The sequence below is a fragment of the Flavobacterium anhuiense genome (genome assembly GCF_001705175.1).
GTDB classification, from domain to species: Bacteria; Bacteroidota; Bacteroidia; order Flavobacteriales; family Flavobacteriaceae; genus Flavobacterium; species Flavobacterium anhuiense.
Map to the genome: position 1 here is coordinate 1,288,776 of NZ_CP016907.1, position 23,289 is coordinate 1,312,064.

The 23,289-nt window shown below is 35.1% G+C and carries 23 protein-coding genes and 1 riboswitch; of the genes, 1 reads left to right on the forward strand and 22 read right to left on the reverse strand.

The genetic code is table 11. The features are described from left to right. Positions 1 to 63: 63 nt before the first annotated feature. The 17 genes from BB050_RS05415 to BB050_RS05490 all read right to left on the reverse strand — a co-directional run bounded on the left by BB050_RS05415 (position 64) and on the right by BB050_RS05490 (position 18,576). Positions 64 to 1,287, reverse strand: a complete 1,224-nt coding sequence (locus BB050_RS05415) for a dicarboxylate/amino acid:cation symporter (protein WP_066032880.1) — start codon at positions 1,285 to 1,287, stop codon at positions 64 to 66. Between the two features lie 175 nt (positions 1,288 to 1,462). Continuing rightward, positions 1,463 to 2,116, reverse strand: coding sequence for a class I SAM-dependent methyltransferase (locus BB050_RS05420; RefSeq protein ID WP_066032881.1), 654 nt, complete (start codon positions 2,114 to 2,116; stop codon positions 1,463 to 1,465). A gap of 132 nt (positions 2,117 to 2,248) precedes the next feature. Next, on the reverse strand, positions 2,249 to 3,205 hold the full coding sequence (metF, locus tag BB050_RS05425) for a methylenetetrahydrofolate reductase [NAD(P)H] (protein ID WP_066032882.1): 957 nt from the start codon (positions 3,203 to 3,205) through the stop codon (positions 2,249 to 2,251). Positions 3,206 to 3,274: 69 nt separating this feature from the next. Continuing rightward, positions 3,275 to 3,631 (reverse strand): four helix bundle protein, encoded by a 357-nt coding sequence (locus BB050_RS05430; RefSeq protein WP_066032883.1) that lies wholly within the window; start codon positions 3,629 to 3,631, stop codon positions 3,275 to 3,277. An 87-nt stretch (positions 3,632 to 3,718) separates the two neighbouring features. Next, on the reverse strand, positions 3,719 to 6,394 hold the full coding sequence (gene metH / locus BB050_RS05435) for a methionine synthase (RefSeq protein WP_083219810.1): 2,676 nt from the start codon (positions 6,392 to 6,394) through the stop codon (positions 3,719 to 3,721). A 245-nt stretch (positions 6,395 to 6,639) separates the two neighbouring features. After that, entirely contained in the window at positions 6,640 to 7,053 is a 414-nt protein-coding gene (locus BB050_RS05440; protein ID WP_066032884.1) for a hypothetical protein, read from the reverse strand. 41 nt (positions 7,054 to 7,094) lie between these two features. Then, positions 7,095 to 8,099: a homocysteine S-methyltransferase family protein gene (locus BB050_RS05445; protein ID WP_066032885.1), complete on the reverse strand. Its 1,005-nt coding sequence runs from the start codon at positions 8,097 to 8,099 to the stop codon at positions 7,095 to 7,097. Positions 8,100 to 8,424: 325 nt separating this feature from the next. Further along, positions 8,425 to 8,540, reverse strand: a riboswitch (SAM riboswitch). A 133-nt stretch (positions 8,541 to 8,673) separates the two neighbouring features. Further along, entirely contained in the window at positions 8,674 to 8,799 is a 126-nt protein-coding gene (locus tag BB050_RS22210) for a hypothetical protein (RefSeq protein ID WP_257784749.1), read from the reverse strand. Positions 8,800 to 8,805: 6 nt separating this feature from the next. Continuing rightward, positions 8,806 to 9,624 carry a hypothetical protein gene (locus BB050_RS05450; RefSeq protein ID WP_066032886.1) on the reverse strand — a complete coding sequence of 273 codons (819 nt, stop codon included), beginning with the start codon at positions 9,622 to 9,624 and terminating at the stop codon, positions 8,806 to 8,808. 122 nt (positions 9,625 to 9,746) lie between these two features. Next, positions 9,747 to 10,799 (reverse strand): NAD(P)/FAD-dependent oxidoreductase, encoded by a 1,053-nt coding sequence (locus tag BB050_RS05455; RefSeq protein ID WP_066032887.1) that lies wholly within the window; start codon positions 10,797 to 10,799, stop codon positions 9,747 to 9,749. Positions 10,800 to 10,895: 96 nt separating this feature from the next. Then, a complete protein-coding gene (locus tag BB050_RS05460) occupies positions 10,896 to 11,477 on the reverse strand; it encodes a precorrin-2 dehydrogenase/sirohydrochlorin ferrochelatase family protein (RefSeq protein WP_066032888.1) in 582 nt (193 codons plus the stop codon). A 109-nt stretch (positions 11,478 to 11,586) separates the two neighbouring features. Next, positions 11,587 to 12,360, reverse strand: a complete 774-nt coding sequence (gene cobA / locus BB050_RS05465; protein WP_066032889.1) for a uroporphyrinogen-III C-methyltransferase — start codon at positions 12,358 to 12,360, stop codon at positions 11,587 to 11,589. Beyond that, the gene (locus BB050_RS05470) at positions 12,353 to 14,443 is read right to left on the reverse strand and encodes a HEPN domain-containing protein (RefSeq protein ID WP_066032890.1); all 2,091 of its coding nucleotides are present in this window, start codon (positions 14,441 to 14,443) and stop codon (positions 12,353 to 12,355) included. The genes cobA and BB050_RS05470 overlap by 8 nt, the downstream gene beginning before the upstream one ends. An 80-nt stretch (positions 14,444 to 14,523) precedes the next feature. Next, the gene (locus BB050_RS05475) at positions 14,524 to 15,768 is read right to left on the reverse strand and encodes a sulfate adenylyltransferase subunit 1 (RefSeq protein WP_066032891.1); all 1,245 of its coding nucleotides are present in this window, start codon (positions 15,766 to 15,768) and stop codon (positions 14,524 to 14,526) included. 120 nt (positions 15,769 to 15,888) lie between these two features. Continuing rightward, on the reverse strand, positions 15,889 to 16,788 hold the full coding sequence (cysD, locus tag BB050_RS05480) for a sulfate adenylyltransferase subunit CysD (protein ID WP_008466601.1): 900 nt from the start codon (positions 16,786 to 16,788) through the stop codon (positions 15,889 to 15,891). Between the two features lie 163 nt (positions 16,789 to 16,951). Further along, on the reverse strand, positions 16,952 to 17,662 hold the full coding sequence (locus BB050_RS05485; protein ID WP_066032892.1) for a phosphoadenylyl-sulfate reductase: 711 nt from the start codon (positions 17,660 to 17,662) through the stop codon (positions 16,952 to 16,954). 26 nt (positions 17,663 to 17,688) lie between these two features. Then, a complete protein-coding gene (locus tag BB050_RS05490) occupies positions 17,689 to 18,576 on the reverse strand; it encodes a sulfite exporter TauE/SafE family protein (protein ID WP_123906987.1) in 888 nt (295 codons plus the stop codon). Positions 18,577 to 18,887: 311 nt separating this feature from the next. Here BB050_RS05490 and BB050_RS05495 point away from each other — a divergent pair, with 311 nt between their 5' ends. Beyond that, positions 18,888 to 19,670, forward strand: a complete 783-nt coding sequence (locus tag BB050_RS05495; protein WP_066032893.1) for a sulfite exporter TauE/SafE family protein — start codon at positions 18,888 to 18,890, stop codon at positions 19,668 to 19,670. 92 nt (positions 19,671 to 19,762) lie between these two features. Here BB050_RS05495 and BB050_RS05500 read toward each other — a convergent pair whose 3' ends face one another. The 5 genes from BB050_RS05500 to BB050_RS05520 all read right to left on the reverse strand — a co-directional run bounded on the left by BB050_RS05500 (position 19,763) and on the right by BB050_RS05520 (position 23,261). Beyond that, positions 19,763 to 20,173 (reverse strand): RrF2 family transcriptional regulator, encoded by a 411-nt coding sequence (locus BB050_RS05500; protein ID WP_008466594.1) that lies wholly within the window; start codon positions 20,171 to 20,173, stop codon positions 19,763 to 19,765. A 134-nt stretch (positions 20,174 to 20,307) separates the two neighbouring features. Next, the gene (locus BB050_RS05505; RefSeq protein WP_008466591.1) at positions 20,308 to 20,808 is read right to left on the reverse strand and encodes an RDD family protein; all 501 of its coding nucleotides are present in this window, start codon (positions 20,806 to 20,808) and stop codon (positions 20,308 to 20,310) included. Between the two features lie 27 nt (positions 20,809 to 20,835). Further along, entirely contained in the window at positions 20,836 to 21,339 is a 504-nt protein-coding gene (locus BB050_RS05510; RefSeq protein WP_066032894.1) for an RDD family protein, read from the reverse strand. A 159-nt stretch (positions 21,340 to 21,498) separates the two neighbouring features. Next, positions 21,499 to 22,671, reverse strand: coding sequence for a trans-sulfuration enzyme family protein (locus BB050_RS05515; protein ID WP_066035102.1), 1,173 nt, complete (start codon positions 22,669 to 22,671; stop codon positions 21,499 to 21,501). Positions 22,672 to 22,835: 164 nt separating this feature from the next. Then, positions 22,836 to 23,261: an OsmC family protein gene (locus tag BB050_RS05520; RefSeq protein WP_066035103.1), complete on the reverse strand. Its 426-nt coding sequence runs from the start codon at positions 23,259 to 23,261 to the stop codon at positions 22,836 to 22,838. Between the last annotated feature and the right edge of the window lie 28 nt (positions 23,262 to 23,289).

A 23,289-nucleotide genomic window follows, 5' to 3' on the forward strand; every position in this document is an offset into this window, starting at 1 on the left:
TATGTCGCACAGATTGCGCGGATGAGAAAGATTAATAAAAAATTGTGTGTTTTTAAAGAAAAGCTACCACTTCGTTTTCTCTGAGAATCTCGAAACCATCATCGAGCAGATTACATCTCCGTTTGCATTTAATAAAGTAGCAATTGGATCTACCAGTGTCCCTAGAATCATGGCAACTGGCAAAGCTTGTTCCATAGGAAAACCATAAACTGTTATCGCTAAAATTTCACCAATATAACCTCCGTTCGGGATTCCTCCTTCGACAATCGAAACGATAACTGTAATTCCGAGTGCCAAAAGAATCGTCATAGGGTCTGAAAAATCTTTACCAAACATGGCAAATAAAAAAGTTATTTTTAAGATAGATGACATGCTCGAACCGTCTTTATGCAAAGGCGCTCCAAGCGGAATCACTAAGTTTCTAACATGTGCTGGAATTTCCATTTTTTCTGCTGCAGCTAAATTGGCTGGAATCGTTGCGATACTACTGCAGGTTCCTACCGCTGTTAAAGAAGGCATTATATTGTTGCTCCAAAAAACTTTAAAAGCTCTCTTTCCGCCAGCAACAAGCGCATATAAACTGAAAAAAACAAAGAAATAGAAGACACAAGCCGCATAATAAACTGCCATAGGTTTTGCATAAACTCCTAGCAATTGTGGTCCGAAAACACCAACCTGATAAGCAAAATAAGCTCCTAAACCAATAGGCGCCAATTTCATGATAATATTCAAAAGCTGTTTCATTACTTCGTTTCCTGAATCTAGAAAACTTTTGAAGGAATTTCCTTTTTCTCCTGATTGTAATGTGGCAAATCCGACTAAAAAAGAGAAAATAATCAGTGCCAACATACTTTTTCGAGACAATAATTCGAAGAAATCATTGGCCGTAAGCAGTTTCGCAATTTGATCTCCTGCTGATCCCGATCCTACTTCTTCCAAGGGAACTTTTGCAATCGCAATATCTTCATGAATTGGAAAAAGATAAACCGCGCAAATCATCACAATTGCCGAAATCAAAATGGTAGCGAGAAAAACCAATAACATTATGACAAACAGTTTTCCAAGCTTTTCTGTTCTTTCCAGATTAGCGACCGAAGAACCAATCGTGAAAAAGATAAGCGGAATAATAGCTGTGAAAAGTAAATTCAGAAATATATCGCCAAGGGGTTTTATAATCAAAACATCTTCTCCAAATACTAACCCGAAAATGCTCCCGATTATGATTCCGCCAAGAAGCCATAAAATACTGCTGTAACTCTGCAAAAAATTGATTTTCTTAACTTCCATAATGATAAAAGGATTTAGAATTCAGCAAGCTTTATATTTCCAAACACATAGAAACATAGTTCTCTTTTCATTTGTTTAAACAAACATAGACTATGTGTGAAAAAATTTTTTTTCTTTTAATTCTTCTCAGTTAAAATTAAAAAAATCTATGTTTCTATGCTTTTAAAAATTTCATTTATTTCTCCAAAACAATAGTCGTAAAAGCCCTGTCAACCAATTCTCCGGTTTTGCTTTTTACTTTTTCGGTCTGTGTTTCTGTATAAACGATTTTAAATTCTGATTTTTTGATTAATTCCTGCGCTTTTTGTGTACTGTACAATTCAAATTCGTATTGTGTAAAAGGCAATGTTTTCATAAAATCTTCTTCGGCAAATGTCAAACAGAAAGTACCGTTCGATTTTAAAACTCTGTAAATTTCTGAAAGCAATTCTTCAGGCTTTTGCCAAAAATAAATCGTATTTACAGTGAAAATTTTATCGAATGATCCATCTTCAAATGGAATCGTATTTCCGTCATAAATTGAAAAAAAAGCCTGTTTTTGAGAAACAAAATTTCTATTGATCTGGCGTGCTTCCTGAAACATCAGTTCCGACATTTCCAGTCCGTAATATTTTGGTTTTTCGGCTTGTTCAAACAGAAATTCTACGTGACCTGCGTTTCCGTGGCCTAATTCCAAAATTCTGTTTTCGTTTGAAATATTTAGATTTTGGATGGAATGTTTGGTCATATTGATGTTCGTTTCGTTCATCATATTGGCCATTTCAATTCCTTTTTCTCCCGATGGATGTTTCAATTGAGAGGCTATGGCTTGTAATTCTTCTTGCTTCATGACTGTAAAAGTTAAATTCCAAAATTTAAAAATACAAAATTCCAAGCCTGTTGGTCATTGCGAGGAACGACAAATAGACCTCAACAACTTTGTCAAAGTTTTAAACTTTGACAAAGTTCTATGCGTGTGCAATTAAAAAACCTGACTTGCAATCTGGCGTATATTCTCAGATTTACCCATTGAATAATAATGTAAAAACGGAACTCCGGCGGCTTTTAATTCTAATGACTGCTGAACTGCCCATTCGATTCCGACTTGTTTGATTTCAGCGTTGTTTTTGCATTTGTCTACAGCATCAATTAAATCTTCTGGTAAATCGATTCTGAAAATCTGCGGTAAAACTTGTAAATGTCTTTGAACAGCAATTGGTTTAATTCCAGGAATAATTGGAATTGTGATACCCATTTCTCTTGCTTTTTCTACGAAAGCAAAATATTTAGCATTGTCAAAAAACATTTGTGTTACTACGTAATCAGCTCCTGCGTCTACCTTTTCTTTTAATCTTTTTAAGTCTGATTGTAAAGAAGGAGATTCTAAGTGCTTTTCTGGATAACCTGCAACTCCAATACAGAAATCGGCTTTATTATCAGTATCAATTACCTCATGCAGATATTGTCCGCAGTTTAAATCTTTGATTTGTTTTACCAAATCAACTGCATAATGATTTCCACCGTCTTTTGGTGTAAAAGATTGTTCATGTTTCATTGCATCGCCACGAAGCGCCATAACGTTATTGATTCCTAAATAATGACAGTCAACTAGCATGTATTCGGTTTCTTCCTTAGTAAAACCACCGCAAAGCAAATGCGGCACCGTATCAACATTGTATTTATGTTTTATAGAAGCGCAAATTCCAAGCGTTCCCGGACGCATACGAGTCAGTTTTTTATCCAAAAGTCCGTTACCGCGATCAATGTAAATGTACTCTTCACGAGATGTGGTTACATCAATAAACGGCGGATTAAACTCCATCAACGGATCAATATTATCGTATAATTCCTGAATGCTTTTCCCCTTTTGAGGCGGAATAATTTCAAATGAGAATAATGTTTTTCCTTTGGCTTTTTCTATATGTTCTGTTACTTTCATTAGTTTTTAGTTGATAGTTTTTGGTTGATAGTTGATGGTTCTTTCGGAACTCAACAATTACAATCTCAACTATATTAATTTTTTATAGTAGTTAATAAAACCGTTTAATAACTTTTTACAAATCTGAATCTGACTAAGCGCTATGTTAAAATTATTTTCTTCAATATATTTTTGATCTAATGCTATATAAAATTGAGTTTCTAATTCATATAATGATCCTCTAGATATATGAAGAAAATGTATTGTTTCTTTTGAAGTTTGCCTTCCACAACCTTCTGCTATATTTGAAGGTATTGAGATTGCTGCTCTCTTCATTTGATTTGTCAATCCAAATAATTCTTCTTTTGGAAACAATTTTGAAAAATCATACAACAAATTCACCAACTTCCGCGCTTCCATCCAAACTTCCAATTTACTGTATTCCATTCTTTTATAGTTGTTTGCTGATGGTTGATAGTTGTTGGCATTTTACGTTCAAATCTATCAACCAAAAACCATCAACCATCAACTATTCTAGTCTGCTATATTAGGGTTTAACCATTTCATTGCGTAATCAAGCGGTACATTTCGGCGTTTGGCGTAATCTGTCACCTGATCTTCTTTTATTTTTCCGAGTCCGAAATAGCGGCTTTTCGGATTTCCAAAATAATATCCTGAAACTGATGAAGCTGGCCACATCGCCATACTTTCTGTTAGTTTCACTCCAATTTGTTTTTCAACATCCAAAAGTTTCCAAATCGTTGGCTTCTCCAAGTGATCTGGACAAGCTGGGTAACCCGGAGCCGGACGGATTCCTTTATAACTTTCTTTAATCAATTCTTCGTTGGTTAAAGATTCTTCGCTATCATAACCCCAGAAATCTTTACGCACTCGCTCGTGAAGATATTCGGCGAAAGCCTCAGCAAAACGATCCGCAAGCGCTTTCACCATAATTGAATTATAATCGTCTAAATTCTTTTCGTATTCAGCAGCCCATTCATCAACACCAAAACCTGTGGTTACGCAAAACGCTCCCATATAATCTTCTATTCCACTTTCTTTTGGCAGAATAAAATCGGCCAAAGCAATATTTGGAGCACCTTTTGTTTTTTGCGACTGCTGACGAAGCGTTAAGAATTTCTCTAATACTTTTCCGTTTTCATCGCGCAATTCGATATCATCGTCATTTACCTGATTCGCAGGGAAAATTCCGTAAATACCTTTGGCTTTTAGTTTTTTCTCAGCCAAAATAACTTCCAGCATTGCCTGAGCATCTTTAAAAACAGAAGTAGCTTGTTCTCCCACAACCTCATCGGTTAAAATCGCTGGGTATTTACCATACAATTCCCAAGTCTGGAAAAATGGCGTCCAATCTATATACGGAACCAAAACATCCAATTCTACTTCAATGGTTTGTGCGCCGATTACTTTTGGTTTAGTCGGCGTATATTCAGACCAATCCAATTGCATTTTGTTTTTGCGGGCATCTTCAATCGTCAGGAAGTTTTTGTCTCTTGAACGATTTAAAAACGTTTCTCTAAACGAATCGTATTCTGCACGAATATCTGCTGCATATATTTTTCTATTATGATCCAAAAGATTTCCAGCAACAGTAACGGCTCTCGAAGCATCGTTTACGTGAATTACGGTTTCTCTGTATTGTGGCGCAATTTTCACGGCTGTATGCGCACGCGAAGTCGTTGCCCCACCAATCATAATTGGTATTTTAATATCTTGTTTGTCTAATTCTTTGGCCAAATACACCATTTCGTCAAGCGAAGGCGTGATCAGTCCGCTTAATCCAATGATATCAACATTATGTTCGATTGCAGCCGAAATAATTTTCTCTGGAGGAACCATAACACCAAGATCTACAATCTCATAATTGTTACAAGCCAAAACTACCGAAACGATGTTTTTTCCAATATCATGAACGTCTCCTTTTACGGTTGCCATCAGGATTTTTCCGTTTCCTTGTTTATCTCCGGCTTGTTTGCTTGCTTCAATAAAAGGCAATAAATAAGCAACTGCCTTTTTCATTACACGAGCCGACTTAACTACCTGAGGAAGGAACATTTTTCCACTTCCGAATAAATCTCCAACCACATTCATTCCGGCCATCAAATTGATTTCGATAACTTCAATTGGTTTTGTGGCAGCCAAACGAGCTTCTTCTACATCTTCTTCAATAAAAGTATCGATTCCTTTTACCAATGAATGTGTAATACGATCCTGAACCGATCCTAAACGCCATTCCTGAACGGCTTTTTCATCTGTTTTTGCTTCACCTTTTACACTTTCAGCAAAATCCAAAAGTCTTTCGGTTGCATCGTCGCGTCTGTCCAGAATTACGTCTTCAACGTATTCTAATAAGTCTTTCGGAATATCATCGTAAATTGTCAGCATTTCTGGATTTACGATTCCCATAGTCATTCCGTTTTTAATGGCATGGTATAAGAACACCGAGTGCATCGCTTCACGAACAACGTCATTTCCTCTAAAAGAGAACGAAACGTTACTTACTCCACCGCTGATATGTGCATGCGGCAAGTTTTCACGAACCCATTTTGTTCCTCTAAAGAAATCCAACGCGTTCAATCTATGTTCTTCCATTCCCGTTGCAACTGGGAAAATATTCAAATCGAAAATAATATCCTGTGGAGGGAAATTTACTTTGTTCACCAAAATATCATACGAACGCGCACAAATTTCCACTCGACGATCGTAATTATCGGCCTGACCTACTTCATCAAAAGCCATTACGATAGCAGCAGCACCATAACGTTTGATTAATTTGGCATGATGAATAAAGGCTTCTTCTCCTTCTTTTAACGAAATCGAGTTTACAACGCTTTTTCCTTGTACTACTTTCAGACCTGCTTCAATGATTTCCCATTTCGAGCTGTCGATCATAATCGGCACTCTCGAAATGTCTGGTTCTGCAGCAATTAAATTCAAAAATTTAGTCATTGCAGTAACACCGTCAAGCATTCCTTCATCCATATTAATATCGATGATCTGTGCCCCTCCTTCTACCTGCTGTCTTGCAATATCAAGTGCCTCGTCATATTTCTCTTCCTTGATTAATCTTAGGAATTTTCTTGAACCTGTTACATTCGTACGCTCGCCAACATTCACGAAAACACTTTCTGGCGTAATAATCAACGGTTCTAATCCTGATAATACAAGGTCTCTTCTTTTTTCTGTCATTTTTTTTAAAGTTACTAAGATCCTGAGATACTAAGGTTCTAAGTTTTTTATTCTATTTTTTTTAGGTCTTTAAACCTGTAATCTTTTTAATATTTTGGGCATGATTCGCCGCGGCGAACCGGGCTATCCGTTACAAGTCCTCGTCTCGTCAAAAGACGAGATCTCTTCTATCCCTCACGCAAACTCGGTTTCATAAAACGTTTATGTTTACCGAATTTTTCAATTTTATATTATATTTTTCGTTCCTATTGAACTTTTGTTTTATCAAAACCTACTAAATTTGAAATTGCTCTAAAAGTTGCCATTTCAAAACTTTTCCTATGTGAATCAACTACATGATAAGAACCACCAACAATTCTAAATTTGAAAGATTTTTTACTATCGTAAACTATAGTTTTTATCGTTGTAACAATTACATCTAGATATTCTACTGGAATTTCATCATCTGCAACTTCCCAACTAAATGTTTTAGCTCCGCCCCAATTTCCCTTATTTTCTAAAATAATTTTCACTTCGCCATATTTGCAATATCCAGAACTTTGTTGTTTTATTTTTCCTTCGCAATAATAAGATTCCTCAGAAAATTCAAAATCTGCAAAAGCTCGAATTAATTCTTCGTATGAAGAATCTAGAACAACTCTATGTAGCAGAAATTCCATACTTAATTTTATAAAAATTATTTTTAAAATTTACCAAATCATTACGATAAGACCGGCGCAACTCTCGGCTTATAATCCTTCGCCACCTCAGCCATTAATCGGATATGGTCCGGAGTTGTTCCGCAACAACCGCCAATGATATTGATTAAATTATCCTCTAAATATTCTTTAATGAATGCTTGTGTTTGTTCTGGCGTTTCATCGTACTGTCCGAAAGCATTTGGCAATCCTGCGTTTGGATGCGCTGAAACATTAAAGCTTGTATTATGTGCTAATGTTTTCAAATACGGTTTCAACAAATCGGCTCCAAGAGCGCAATTGAATCCTACACTTAATAACGGAATATGTGAAACTGAAATCAAAAACGCTTCAACAGTTTGTCCCGAAAGTGTTCGTCCTGAAGCATCGGTAATTGTTCCAGAAACCATGATTGGAATATCAAGATTGCGTTCTTCTTTTACTTCTTCGATTGCAAAAAGTGCCGCTTTTGCATTTAATGTATCGAAGATGGTTTCTACTAAAAGTAAATCACAGCCACCATCCATTAAAGCTTCTGCTTGTTGTTTGTACGCAATTCGTAAATCGTCGAACGTTACAGCTCTGTAACCTGGATCGTTTACGTCTGGTGACATACTTGCTGTACGGTTTGTCGGGCCAATTGAACCGGCTACGAAACGTGGTTTTTCTGGATTTTTTGCGGTAAACTCATCGGCAACCTCGCGTGCAAGTTTTGCCGATTCGTAGTTTAACTCGTAAACCAAATCTTCCATGTGATAATCGGCCATACCGATTGTCGTTCCGGAGAAGGTATTGGTTTCTACAATGTCAGCACCTGCTTGAAAATAAGCGGCATGTACATCGCGGATTGCTTGTGGTTGTGTTAGAGATAGTAAATCGTTGTTTCCTTTTAACGGATATGGGAAATCTTTGAAACGCTCTCCTCTGAAATCTTCTTCTGAGAAATTATAGCGTTGCAACATTGTTCCCATTGCTCCGTCAAGGATTAGGATATTTTTTTTTATTGCTTCTTGAATTGTTATTGCCATGGCTTCTTTTTTTAGCTTCTGAGATACTAAGGTTCTAAGATGCTAAGTTTTTTTATTATGATTGTGAAGTTTAAACCTAACAGGTTTTAAAAAACCTGTTAGCTTTGCTTCGGATACTTTTTTCACTTTATTTCCAAAAGTGCACTATTGCTGGCTCATTAGCCCCGATTGAGCCGGTATCCTCGCAATGAAATGGAGAGATATAGGCGAAAGCGGGAACTACTGACTGCAAAAATGCGCCAATGATTCGCTCCTTCTACTGAATTGCTTCGGTAAATATTGTACGTTGTCTGGAAAAGTTTTGAGAAATACTTGTAATGTATTTGTGTTATCTATCTTTAATACTTGAAAATTAGTAAAAAGTAGAATTTAGCACCTTCTTTATGGTAAAGGGTTGCTAAGGTTTCATTGGGTCTGTCCCTCCGCCTTTCGTGATAACTAACAATAATTTTAAGAACAGTGCAAAGGTATGAAATAGGGTTTCGATTTGCAAATGTTTTTTTTTTTAAGGTTCTGAGGGACTAAGATGCTAAGGTTCTAAGGTTTCTCCATTAAAACTTATTCCTTTTCGGTTTTATATTTTAAAGAACACTTTCATCACTTCTTCATGTTCTATGACTTCATTATTTTCTGCCTGAATAAGTCCAGTTTCGATTTCTTCTCTTTCTTCTTTCGATAGATTTTCAAACCAATCCTCCATAGTTTATTATTTGTAATATGTTATTTCGAAATTTTGAACCTGATTTAAATAGAAATAATTGGTAATCAATTTTTCTAAAATATCGATTTTCTCTTGAAGTCGTTTTCCTCTTTTACTTCCTTCTCCCTTGCCATCTCTAGGATCATCTTGATTGTATGGATCCTGACTTTCTTCATCTGAAACATATTGCATCAACGCTTTGATATACAAATCTTTTTGCTTTTTAAAATTGTATTTCTTTTCATAATATTCTTTCCTTAATTTTAATTTATAAATTGAATATTCTACAGATGCATTTAATCTTTTATGTTGATGGCCAAAATAAGTTCCTCCATAATTTAATCCTTCATAAAGTCCGTTTATTGCTCTATATAATTTAATTAATTTTTCTCTTTCTAGTTTGAATTTTGCTTCTCCATTTTTTTGCTTTAAATAATAGGCATAAATTAAACAAAAATCATCTCTGCCAACTTCACTGCCAAATGTAATAGATTCTTCTTTTCCATCCTGATTAATATAATTTTCCCATACTTTACCGGCATATGATTCATTTGGATCTGAAGGAAATTCGGCTTTAAATACAGGAAAAAGCTTTTCAATTTTGTTCAATTCATTTCTGGAAATTAATACTGAATCAATACCTTCTTCTGCATAAATAAGAACTTTTTCTTTTTCAAGTTTTGGATCGTCATACAAATGAGGCAGACATGTTGTATCCTTTTTTTCAGAAATGTTTACTTTAGCTTTAACTGGTTCTTTTTTTGTTTTTTGGCATCCTGTTGCAAAACTCGAAAAAACTAAGATCAGAAGTATTATGTTTCTCATTTACACCTTAAATAAATTTTTGATTAAAGATATAGATTAAGTCATTACATTTTAAAAAAGAAAAAGCCCAAACTATAAAGTTTGAGCTTTCTATATAAAAATCTTAACCTCAGCACCTCAGATTAAACAATCGCTTTCACAACAGCTTTTGGCGCTTCTTTACGAGTTCCGTCGAAACCATCAACTCCAGAAACTGTTGTATATTTCAATACATATTTTTTACCTGGATTGATGATTTGGTAAGCGGCCTGACACATTAAAGTGGCTTCGTGGAAACCGCAAAGGATTAACTTTAATTTTCCTGGGTATGTATTTACGTCTCCAATTGCGAAGATTCCCGGAATGTTAGTTTGGTAATCTAATGCATTGTTTACTTTGATAGCATTTTTCTCGATTTCTAATCCCCAGTCACCGATTGGACCTAATTTTGGTGTTAATCCGAAAAGTGGAATAAAATAATCCGTTTCGATTTTACGGTGTGCTCCATTTTCTTCGATGTCCAAAGATTCTACGTGCTCTGCACCGTTGATTCCAACAACTTCTGCTGGAGTGATTAATTTGATTTTTCCAGCTGATTTTAATTCCTGTACTTTTTCAACAGAATCTAAAGCTCCTCTGAATTCGTTTCTTCTGTGGATCAAAGTTACTTCTGAAGCTACATTTGCTAAGAAGATACTCCAGTCTAGTGCTGAATCTCCTCCTCCTGCAATTACAACTCTTTTATCTCTGAATTTCTCAGGATTTTTAATGAAGTATTTTACTCCTTTATCTTCATAAAACTCGATATCTTCAATAAGTGGCTTACGAGGTTCGAAACTTCCTAAACCTCCCGCGATTGCGATAACTGGCGCATGAAATTTAGTTCCTTTATTTGATGTTACAATGAAAGTTCCGTCTTCTTGCTTATCGATTGTTTCTGCACGTTCTCCTAAAGTAAAACCTGGCTCAAATTGCTTGATTTGCTCCATTAATCCGTCGATTAAGTCTCCGGCTAAAACTTCTGGGAATCCAGGAATATCATAAATTGGCTTTTTTGGATATAACTCTGATAGTTGCCCTCCTGCTTGTGGAAGCGCATCTAAAATGTGGCATTTTAATTTTAACAATCCTGCCTCAAAAACGGCAAATAAACCTGTTGGTCCTGCTCCAATTATAAGTATATCTGTTTTAATCATTATGTTGTTGTTTATAATCATTCTTAATAACGCAAAGAAACGAATAAATCCTTGTACTTTCAATGATTTTTATCATTAATTTCTTTCCGAAACTTTTTACTCTCTATTTTTTAATGAAGAGGTAATCTCGTTCATTCTTTTAACCTTTTCTTCAAAATTGCCTTTTAAGGTTTTTCGGTATTCATTCAGATTCTCAACCATTTGATTGATATCTTCTGGAATTACTTCTTCGAAAAACTCCCGAAGTCTTTTGGCTGTCGTCGGCGATTTTCCGTTTGTTGAAATGGCGATTTTGACATTTCCTTTTGTTACGATTCCGCCCAGATAATAATCGCATAAATCTGGCGTATCGGCGATATTGCAAATCAAATAGCGCTTTCTCGCTAAATCGTAAACTCTTTTATTCACTTTCAAATCGTCTGTACAGGCAATTACCATGTGACGTTTTTTGAGCATTTTCTTTTTAAACTTCGATCTTGTTAATGTTATCGAAGGATGTTTTTCGGCCAGAACTTTTATTTCTAAATGAAATTCTTTTGCCACTACCTCAACATTTGCATTCGGACTTGACTTGAGCAAGAAAGAAAGCTTTTCCAGACCTACATTTCCTCCACCAACAATCAATACATTTAAATTGTGAAGCTTTAGAAATATTGGATATAATTCGTTTTGTTCCATGTTACCAATATGTTGTTCCTAACGGAACAATTAATAATGCAAACTTCGGGTTAAAACCTGACGCTACAAAATCGGTTGTCAATCAAATGTTCCTGAGGAACATGCAATTTTAACGAATGGTTTCTTTTGATAGAAATTCTTCGTAAAATCCTTTTAGCTTATTGCTTTCACGGACAACTTCGCCTAAAACAATAATCGCTGGTGAACCTAATTCTTTTTGTTTTACAACTTCTAAAATCGAATCGACTGTGCCTACGCCAACTTTTTCTTCAGCTGTTGTTCCGTTTTGGATGATTGCAACGGGTAAGTTTCCTTTATCTTCTTTTTGAAACAAATCGGTAATTTGAGACAATTTGTGCATTCCCATCAAAATCACTACTGTGGCAGAGGATTGTGCTGCTAAAGCTACATCTGATGATAATTTTCTATCAGAAGTTGTTCCCGTAATTACCCAAAAGCTTTCTGAAACTCCTCTTTTTGTAATTGAAATTCCTTGGCTTGCAGGAACAGCAACTACTGATGATATTCCGGGAACCACGATTGTTTCGATTCCGAAACTTTCTGCAAAATCAACTTCTTCTCCGCCTCTTCCGAAAATAAATGGATCTCCACCTTTTAATCTCACCACGTTTCCGTATGTTAGTGCATTATCTACAATCAATTGATTGATTTGATCTTGCGTATAAGCATGATTCCCAATTCTTTTTCCAACAAAAATTCGGATGGCATTTTTTGGCGCGTAATCTAGAATTTCTTCGTTGGCCAAAGCGTCATATAAAACCACATTAGCTTCAGCCAATGCTTTTACAGCTTTGAGCGTCAGTAAATCGGGATCGCCCGGACCTGCACCGACTAAAGTTATTTTGGGTTTTATATTATGCATTTGCTAATTCCTGTGCTCTGAAAGTTTCGATTTTATCAAAGAAAACTGTTGCTTGTGCAATGTAATCTTTAGCGAAAGCTTCAGATGGTTCGTTTTTATTGATTTGGTAAACCAAGTCTTTAAAAGTTGAGTTTAATTCGATTTTATTAGTATCAATAAAAACAGTATCAAACAAATCCACGATTCCTGCGTGATTATTTGTTTTTTGGTTTTCTGCCAATAGTAAAGCTTTTGCACCGTTTACAAATCCGGCGTAAGCATGGTAAATCGCATCTGACCATTTTTTCTCATCGAAAGATTCCTGAGCCAAAATCAATTTTTCTTTAGCTTCAAACAATAATGTAGCTACTAAATCGATCACAACTCCGGCACATTCTCCAACTCCAACTGCTTTTACGTAATTGTCCGCGTTACCCCAATCTACAAAATCAGCTTCCGTTAAATTGGTAACATCAGATAATGGTTTTAAAATTTCGTAGAAGTATTTTTCTCCTTTGGAATCGTAATAATTCAGAAATTTTTCTCCATTTCCATTAGCATCAAAATCATTTAAAATAGTGCGTAATGCTTCTGGCCCTCTACGGCTAGGAATTTTAATTACTTTATCGGCAAAACGTCCTTCTCCGTTTCCTAATCTTCCTCCTCCTAACAAAACTTGTAAAGCTGGAGCTACTAATTTTCCTGAGTTGATAGACATTCCTTGGAATCCAATTGCAGACATATTATGCTGCCCGCAAGCATTCATACAGCCTGAAATTTTAATCTCGATTTCACGGTTGTTTAAATACTGAGGATATTCTGTTTTTAAAACTCTTTCTAATTCTTCTGCAATACCGGTACTACTTGCAATCCCCAAATTGCAAGTATCTGTACCCGGACATGCCGTAATATCTCCAACTGAATTATATCCTAAATGAACAAAGTCAAGTTTGGCTAATTCTTGATAAAAGAAAGGAAGATTCTCTTCTTTTACGTGACGTATTACAATATTTTGACGCAATGAAAAACGTAATTCGTTTGCTGCGTAATTTTTAATTAAATCGGCTAATAATCTTGCTTTATCAGTGTAAAAATCTCCCAATAAAACTTTGATTCCAATAGCGTAATAACCTTCTTGCTTTTGCTTAATTACATTCGATTTTTTCCACGCTTCATACGCTTCTGTATCTTCAATTGTAACTTGCGGAACTTCTAAAACTGGTTCTGCAATTGGCCCTTCAAAAGCAGTGGTGTCGATTTCATATGTTTCAAAAGCAATCGCTTTTTTCTCATTTTCAACCAACTCTAAAAAGGCATCTTTCCCGATTTCTTTGATTAAGAATTTCATACGTGCTTTCATTCTTTTAGCACGTTCTCCATATCTGTCAAAAATACGGATGATTCCTTCTGCCGTTGGTATAATTTGGTTAACTGGAACAAACTCTGAAAGCAATTCTGCATGTGCTGGCTGAGATCCTAAACCTCCTCCAAACATGATTTTGAAACCTTTTTGTCCGTCTTTAATTTTCGGTATAAATCCTAAATCGTGCAAATAGCTCAAAGCCGTATCTTCGTCTGAAGAAGAGAACGCAATTTTGAACTTACGTCCCATTTCCTGACAGATTGGGTTTCTTAATAAGTATTGGAACATTCCGTGTGCATAAGGCGTAACGTCAAATGGTTCGTTTACGTCAACTCCTGCCAATTCACTTCCTGTAATATTTCTAACTGTGTTACCACACGCTTCGCGCAGAGTGATATCATCTTTTGCTAATTCTGACCAAAGTTCAGGCGTTCTGTCCAAACTCACATAGTGAATCTGAATATCCTGACGTGTTGTAATATGCAGACGGCCTGTTGAATATTTATCTGAAACCTGTGTAATTCTTCTCAACTGCTCGCTGGTTACTTTACCATAAGGCAGTTTGATGCGAATCATCTGAACACCTTCCTGACGCTGACCGTAGATTCCACGAGCCAAACGAAGACTACGAAAACGCTCATCATCAATTTTTCCTCCGCGGAATAAGTGAATCTTTTTTTCTAATTCGATAATCTCCTTCTGAACTACCGGATTTTCTATTTCTGTTCTAAAACTTTCCATTTCTTTTTAGTTTTTGGTTGTCAGTTGCTGGTTGTTGGTTTGCTGGCAGATAACTATCAACCAAAACCATTTACGATCAATTATCGAATAAACCCTACTCCTGCTGTTGTGTTTGTTGCTGTATCAATTAAGATGAAAGCTCCGTTTGATTTGTTTTCGTTGTACGGATCAAAATATAACGGTTTGCTTAATTTGATGCTCACTTCTCCGATTTCGTTAATTGCTAATTGTGTTGCCGGAGTTGTTCCTGAATAATCTGTTGCAATAGTATTTTTAATGCTTTCTACTTTTGCTAAAACTCTGTTTGTATTATGTTGTACCAAGTATTTTGTTCCTGGAACGAGTTTTTTGCTGTCCATCCAGCAAACTGTTGTCGTAATATCTTTTTCAATTTTTGGGAGCTCATCTGATTTTACAATCATATCACCTCTCGTTACATTGATATCATTTTCTAATTCGATTGTAATTGAAGAACCTGCTGTAGCTTCATCAAATTGCTTATCGAAAAAGTGAATTTTAGATACTTTTGATTCTGTTAACGATGGAAGAACTGTTACAGCATCTCCAACTTTAATTGAGTTTCCGTACAATTTTCCTGCGTAACCTCTAAAATCGTGGTATTCTTCAGTTTTTGGACGAATAACGGTCTGAACTGGGAAACGCGCTTTTCCTGCTTCGTAAACATCATGAGAATGCAATCCTTCTAAATGCTCTAAAACCGTTTGTCCTTCGTACCAAGGCATATTTTCTGATTTATCAACCACGTTTCCACCATTGATCGCGCTTAACGGAATATAGCTTACGTTTTGCTCTTTGAAAGTACTTTTTGCATTTAAAGCCTCAAAATCAGCTTTGATTTTATTGAAAACGTCTTCTGAATAATCAACTAAATCCATTTTGTTGATGGCAACAATTACTTCTTTTACTCTCAATAAATTATTGATGAAAAAGTGACGGTATGTTTGCTCAATTACACCTTTTCTCGCATCAATCAAAATGATAGAAACCTGAGAAGTCGAAGCTCCTGTAACCATGTTTCTTGTATATTCTACATGACCTGGAGTATCGGCGATAATGTAACTTTTCTTTGCAGTCGAAAAATAAATGTGTGCAACATCAATCGTGATTCCTTGCTCTCTTTCTGCCACTAATCCGTCAGTTGCCAAAGAAAAATCAAGGTAATCGTATCCTTTTTGTTTACTGCTTTTTTCGATTGCTTCTATTTTATCAGTGGTCAATGATTTTGTATCGTACAATAATCTCCCGATCAAAGTACTTTTTCCGTCATCTACACTTCCTGCTGTTGCTATTTTTAAAACGTCCATTCTAATATTTTTGTTTCAGGTTTAAAGTTTCAGGTTTCATGTTCTATCGAAACTTAAATCTGTATGTTTTTGTTTTCTTGATTCTAACTTTTAATTTTTAATTCTCAATTTTTAATTGCATTAAAAGTATCCTTGTTGTTTTCTTTTCTCCATTGCAGCTTCAGAACGTTTATCATCGATTCTGGCTCCTCTTTCAGAAATGGTTGATGATCTGATTTCGCCCACAACCTCTTCGATTGTTGCTGCATAAGATTCAACAGCTGCTGTACAGCTCATATCTCCAACGGTTCTGAAGCGAACAATTCTTTCTTCGATTTGTTCGTCTTCTTCTTGGTACACAAAAGGAGAATGCGACCAGATTAAACCGTCTCTCAAAAAAACTTTTCTTTTATGTGAGAAATAGATTGATGGAATCTCGATTTTTTCTTTCTCGATATAACTCCAAACATCTAATTCTGTCCAGTTTGAAATTGGGAAAACACGAACGTTTTGTCCATTTTCAATTTTTCCATTTAAAATATCAAACAATTCAGGTCTTTGATTTTTCTCATCCCATTGTCCGAAATCATCACGAACAGAGAAAATACGTTCTTTAGCTCTCGCTTTCTCTTCATCACGACGCGCACCGCCAATACAAGCATCAAACTTAAATTCTTCAATTGCATCTAAAAGTGTTGTTGTCTGCAAACTGTTTCTACTAGAATATTTTCCAGTTTCTTCAACTACTTTTCCTTCATCAATAGCATCCTGAACATTACGAACGATCAACTCTAAACCTAATTCTTCTACCAATTTATCTCTGAAAGCGATTGTCTCAGGAAAATTGTGTCCCGTATCAACGTGCAAAAGAGGAAACGGAATCTTAGCAGGGAAAAATGCTTTTTGCGCCAAACGCACTAACGTAATAGAATCTTTTCCTCCTGAGAAAAGTAAAACCGGTTTGTCAAACTGTGAAATTACTTCTCTGAAAATGTATATCGCTTCACTCTCTAAAGCGTTTGTTTTTAATACTGAACTCATTGTTTTTTTGTTTGATATTTTTGTTGTGAAAATTTGTTTCAGGTTTCATGTTTAAAGTTTCAAGTTTGCCTGATCTAAAAATCTCCACTCTTTATTCTATAATCTATATTCTATTCTCTAAAAGAAAGTCTCGCCTCTTTCTTCTTGCTTCTAAAAGTCTTACCTACTCTTTCTTAGCACTATGCAACCCGCACTCTTTATGGCTTGATTCCCACCACCATCTTCCGGCTCTAATGTCTTCTCCAGGAAAAATCGCTCTGGTACAAGGCGCGCATCCAATACTTACGAAACCTTGTTTGTGCAATGCATTTTGAGGAACATTATTTTCTGAAAGATATATTTCAACTTCTTCTAAAGTCCATTTTAGCAAAGGATTGAATTTGATGATTTCGAAATTTCCGTCGTATTCAAACAAACTTAAATCTTGTCTGTTTTCTGATTGTTCGGCTCTTAATCCTGTAATCCAAACTGAATTTCCTGCCAAAGCTTTTCTCAACGGAACCACTTTTCGAATAAAACAGCATTCTTTTCTGTTTTCAACTGAATCGTAAAAGCTGTTTGGCCCTTTAGTCTGAAGCAGATTTTCTACTGAAGCTGCTTCTGGAAAATAAACTTCGATTGGTCTTTTGTATTTTTTTAATGTTTTATGAAAAACATCATACGTTTCCTGAAATAATCTTCCTGTATCTAAAGTAAATACCTTAATATCTGTGTTACTTTTTGCAATAAAATCGGTAATTACCTGATCTTCCTGACCGAAAGAAGTCGAAAAAATGACTTTTCCCGGAAATTCTTTTGCTAAAAAAACTAAGGTTTCGTCAAGCGAAAGATTTTTAGTTTTCTCTAATAATTCTTGTACAATAATCGCACTCATAAATCTTTTCCTTTCTAAAATTATCTTTACAATAATTTAGATAATGTTTTTAAACTCAATATTATAATTAGAATCCCAACGGCAACCATCATTGGTTTTCTTTTGATTTTATTTACTAAATAAGCTGCCAAAGGCGCTGAAACGACTCCTCCTAAAATCAATCCGATGATCACCTGCCAGCCGTGGATTCCTCCAAAAAGCATAAAGGTGATGCCGCTTGCAAATGAAATCGCAAATTCAGCAGCGTTTACTGAACCAATTGTATATCTTGGGTTTCTTCCTCTTCCTAATAAAGTAGAAGTTACGATTGGCCCCCAACCTCCGCCTCCAACAGAATCCATAAATCCGCCAAAAACAGCTAAAGCGCCCAATTTTTTAGTTTTCTTTTTTACTATACTCTTTTTCAAAGCCTTTCTGATAATAACAATTGCTAAAATCATCATATAAACTGCAATAAAAGGCTTAATAACGTCGCCATCAATTACATCAGACAATAAATAAGCTCCTGTAATCGAGCCTAAAACTCCGGGAATCAATAAATGTTTTACCAGCTTTTTATTAATGTTTCCGAAACGATGGTGAGAAAGTGCCGATGCTCCCGTTGTAAACATTTCTGAAACGTGAACTGCTGTACTACTTACAACTGGCGGCACTCCGTAAGCCAATAAAAATGACGTTGAAGTTGCTCCGTAACCCATTCCTAAAGTACCATCAACCAATTGAGCAAAAACTCCAATGGCCAAAAACACTAAAAACTCCGCATTAAAACCATTCACAAATCCATCCCACGTAAATTCTGCGTGATGATTATATATTAAAACAGATAATAAACCTACTAGTAAAACAACAGGAATTCCAATCCAAAGCTTTTCCTTAAAAGAATCAGCACTATTTATTTTCAGTTCTTTCTCCATATTTAACATGTTTAAATTTGTTTCAAACCTATTACCCTATCGGGTTAGTAGATTACTTTGCAAAAATACTACTTATTTCTAAATTACAAAGCAATATTATTATTTTTTTAAACCCTAAAACCTTCATTTATTATGTTCTAAAATAGAGTTTTAAGAATTTTGTAGTATAATTTCACAAATAAGGCCGTATTTCAAGATATTCCAACAATTTATGAGTCAAAAACATTTGTTTGTTAAATACATTTTTTAATCTCTATAAAATCGATAGGATTATTATAAAAATATTGTATTTTAGCGCCAAATTTTTTAGCATGGATTTTCAAATAGGTCTTGTAATTGCCGGATTAACTGTTGGTTTCATTGTAGGATTAACTGGAGTTGGCGGCGGTTCTTTAATGACCCCCATTTTATTATACTTTAATATCCCCCCAACAACAGCAGTAGGAACCGATTTACTTTATGCCGCTTTTACCAAAGCCGGAGGAATATTTGTACACAATAAAAAAGGCAACATCAACTGGAAAATTACAGGCTGGCTGACTTTAGGGAGTGTTCCCGCTGCATTGCTGACTTTGTGGATTTTAAACAGCATTAAAACCGACATCGAAACTATAAATCGCGTCATTAAATATAGTTTGGGCTGGGCATTACTATTTACCTCTGTGGCCATTATATTCAAAAAAAGGCTTTTGAAATTTTCTCAAAAACATGCTGGCGATAAATTCCACAGCGAAAGTACTACACAAAATATGCTGACTATTGGAATTGGCGTTTTATTAGGAGCAACTGTAACCTTAACCTCTATTGGAGCAGGCGCATTAGGAACCGTAACTTTATTTTTCTTATATCCTCTATTACCAACACCTCGATTGGTTGGAACTGAAATCGCACATGCTGTTCCGTTAACTTTAGTTGCCGGAATCGGACATGCTTCTATGGGAAATCTAGATTTAAGCTTACTAGGACAATTACTAATGGGATCGCTTCCAGGGATTTATATGGGAAGTATGCTTAGCGGGAAAGTGCCAGATCAGTTTCTTAGAAATGCCATTGCGGTAATGCTCTTCTTGGCTGGGTATAAATTAATATTTTAAATAAGCTTTTAAACCATATAAGAAATATAAGTTAATTTTAGACTTTGTGTAAAGTTTTTTTGCTGAACTTATATTCCTTATATAGTGAAAAATTAAAAAGCAATATCTGCCAAAGAATTGCTTTCTAATATTTTAAGTGTATTATCTCGAACTTCAGTCATTAATCGGCGTGCTGCGCAAGTTGATTCATCATCGCAATCATCGCATCTTTCGTAGAAATTATGACTTGCACATGGAAGCAATGCAATTGGCCCCTCCAAAATTCGATAAACCTTTGCCATACTGATATCTTTTGGATCTTTTATCAGATAATAGCCTCCGCCTTTTCCTTTTTTAGCCCCCAGAAAACCAGAATTTCTCAGAAGCAACAAAATACTTTCTAAAAATTTAATTGAAATATGCTCGCTTTTTGCAATTTCTGCAATTTGTACAGGCTCATTATTCTCACGTCTAGCTAAATAAGTTAAAGCTTTAATTCCGTATTTTGTTTTCTTTGAAAGCACTATTTTAGATTTTAGATTATAGAATCTTGATTTTAGATTTTCCTAAAATGAACAATTCCATATTATTCTGCAACAAAAATAGGCTTTTTAAATGAGAAAAATAATAGTTAGATAGTTAAATTCTACTAATTCTATCAAATTACTTCGTTAATTCCAATTAAATTGAATTCTTGAAACATTCTCATTTCTTCTTCCAAAGCTTTTTTGTTAACTACATAAGTGTGAGAAAGAGAATCATGCCATCCTCTTGATCCTCCTAAGAAAGTGAGTGCATCAAACGGAATAAAACGGCATAAGCTTCTCTTAAAAATAGTGGCAAAATCAGGTTTTTGTCCATTTTCATCAACTACTACAGTTCCAGTGATAAATTTTGCAATCGATCTTGCAAACAGTCCTTCCATTACCAGATAATACGTAAGCGAAATAACAATTGCAATAATATTCCATCCAAAATCTCCCAAATTGTCCATCCAAATTCCCAAATCTGTAAATCCTAAGCCAATTAAAATGCCTAGAAAAAAAATAATCATCATAAAGACAATGAAAAAAAATAATAGATCTAGAATATAATTTAAAAAACGTGCTCCACTAGAAGCTAATAATTTATCATCAAGAATGTAAGTAGAGTTGCTCATGATTGGTTTTATTAAGGCATTTTTGATTTAATATTCAGCATTAACGCCTATTGAATTTGAAAAATTAAAAATCTCCATATCACTCTCTAAGGCTTTTTTATTTACAACATAGGTTTTAGAAAAAGAGTCATGCCAAAACCTTCCCGATTTTCCTAAAAATGATAAAACATCGAAAGGAATTAAACGACATAAAGTTCGGAGAAGAATTTTAATAAAATTTGGTTTCACACCGTTCTCTGTTACGACTTTTATACCAGTAGCAAATTTACCCATAGTAGCTCCAAAAAAACTTTCCATAAATAAATAATTAAGCATTAAATAAGTGAAAAATGCCAAGTATGTATAATCTGTAATAAATTGATTCCAATAAGAGTATATATCCCAATTAAAAGTATTTCCAATTATCACAATTATAAGACCCGAAACAAAAATTGAAATAAAAACAAAGACAAAATCAACAATAACACTTTCAAAACGCCTTCTGTCTGAAGCAAGCAAATTCTTATGAAGAATGTAAGTAGAATTGATCATGTGATAATTGGTTATTATTATTTATGACAGTTTGTTGATTCACAACAAAAATATACTTTTTACATCAACAACCATTAAAAAGAACGACGATTTTTAACAGTAATAAATTTACAGTTAAAAATCGTCATTAATATAATTCAGGAATCTAAAAACCTTTAATTAAGAAAGTGCTTGTTTTAAATCAGCAATTACATCTTCAACCGTTTCTAAACCAACAGAAACACGAACTAAACCTTGTGTGATTCCAACCGCCAACTGATCTTCTTCGGATAATTTGCTGTGTGTTGTAGAAGCCGGGTGCGTAACAATGGTTCTTGTATCGCCAATATTTGCAGATAATGAGCAAAGTTTAATGCTGTTCAAGAATTTTCTTCCTGCTTCGATTCCGCCTTTAATTTCAAATGCGATGATGTTTCCACCTGCTTTCATCTGTTTTTTAGCAATTTCGTATTGCGGATGAGATTTCAAGAACGGATATTTTACACTGTTTACATTTGGATGGCTTTCTAAAAATTCAGCTACTTTTAAAGCATTTTCGCAATGTCTGTCTACTCGAACAGCCAAAGTTTCTAAACTTTTTGACAAAACCCAGGCATTAAACGGCGCTAAAGCTGGCCCAGTATTTCTAGAGAATAAATAAATCTGTCTAATTAATTCTGCATCTCCAACTGTAACCCCACCTAAAACTCTTCCTTGTCCATCGATTAATTTTGTTGCTGAATGGATAACCAAATGTGCTCCAAATTTAATTGGCTGCTGTAAATATGGTGTTGCAAAACAGTTGTCGATAATTAGAATCAAGTTGTGTTTTTTAGCGATATTTCCAAGCAATTCTAAATCGATAACATCTACTCCAGGATTTGTTGGGGATTCGGCATATAATATTTTGGTGTTTGGTTTAATAAAACTCTCAATTGTCTCAGGTTTATTGATTTCGAAATAAGAAGTTTCGATATTCCATTTTGGAAAATAAGTCATAAATAAAGCGTGAGTCGAGCCGAAAACACTGCTTGCAGAAACAATATGATCTCCAGAGTTTAACAAAGCGGCAAAAGTAGAATATACTGCTGCCATTCCAGTTGCGAAAGCATAACCAGAATCGGCACCTTCCATTTTGCAGATCTTGTCTACAAACTCTGATGTGTTTGGATTGCTAAAACGGCTGTAAATATTTCTCTCTTTTTCTTCGGTAAAAGAAGCTCTCATATCTTCCGCATCTTCAAAAACGAAGCTTGACGAAAGGTACAAAGGCACCGAATGTTCTAAATATTGAGATCTTTCTAATTGTGTTCTAATGGCTTGTGTTTCAAAACCAAATTCTTCTGTATTCATTGTGTTGTTTTTTTGTTTTTTTTGTTTGCTTCGCCAGTTCAGCTTCCAGCCTCGTGTCAAGTTTCAGGTTTCAAGTTTTAAAACTGAAATCTAAACTTAAACAAGTCAATTATTTATGTGCAATCTGAGCATTTTCTAATTCCCAAATTGACAATTTATCTAATTTACAAAGCTTCGTTATTCAAGACAACTTTGTAGCTAATTGTTGCTGTTGGTTCGACTGTTTTGGCCGCTGAGCAGTATTTCTCAAAAGAAAGCTGCGCTGCTTTTTTCGCTTTTTCAGGGTTGATTTCTCCTTCTAAATAGAAAACCACGTCGATTTCTTTAAAAGGTTTTGCTTCTTCGATTTGTACACGAGTTCCTTCAACCTCAGCATTAAAAGAATTGATTTCCTGACGCTGTTTTTTCAAGATAGAAATCATATCAATAGCGCTGCAACCCGCAACGCCCATTAATACCAATTCCATTGGGCTTGCACCTAAATCGCTTCCGCCAAATTCGGCTCTGCTGTCAACGTCAACTACGTGTCCGCGTTCATTTTTTACTTTAAAATGAAATGCGTCATTTACTCTGTTTAAAGTTACTTTCATTGTGTTGTTATTTTTTTGTTTTTGTGTC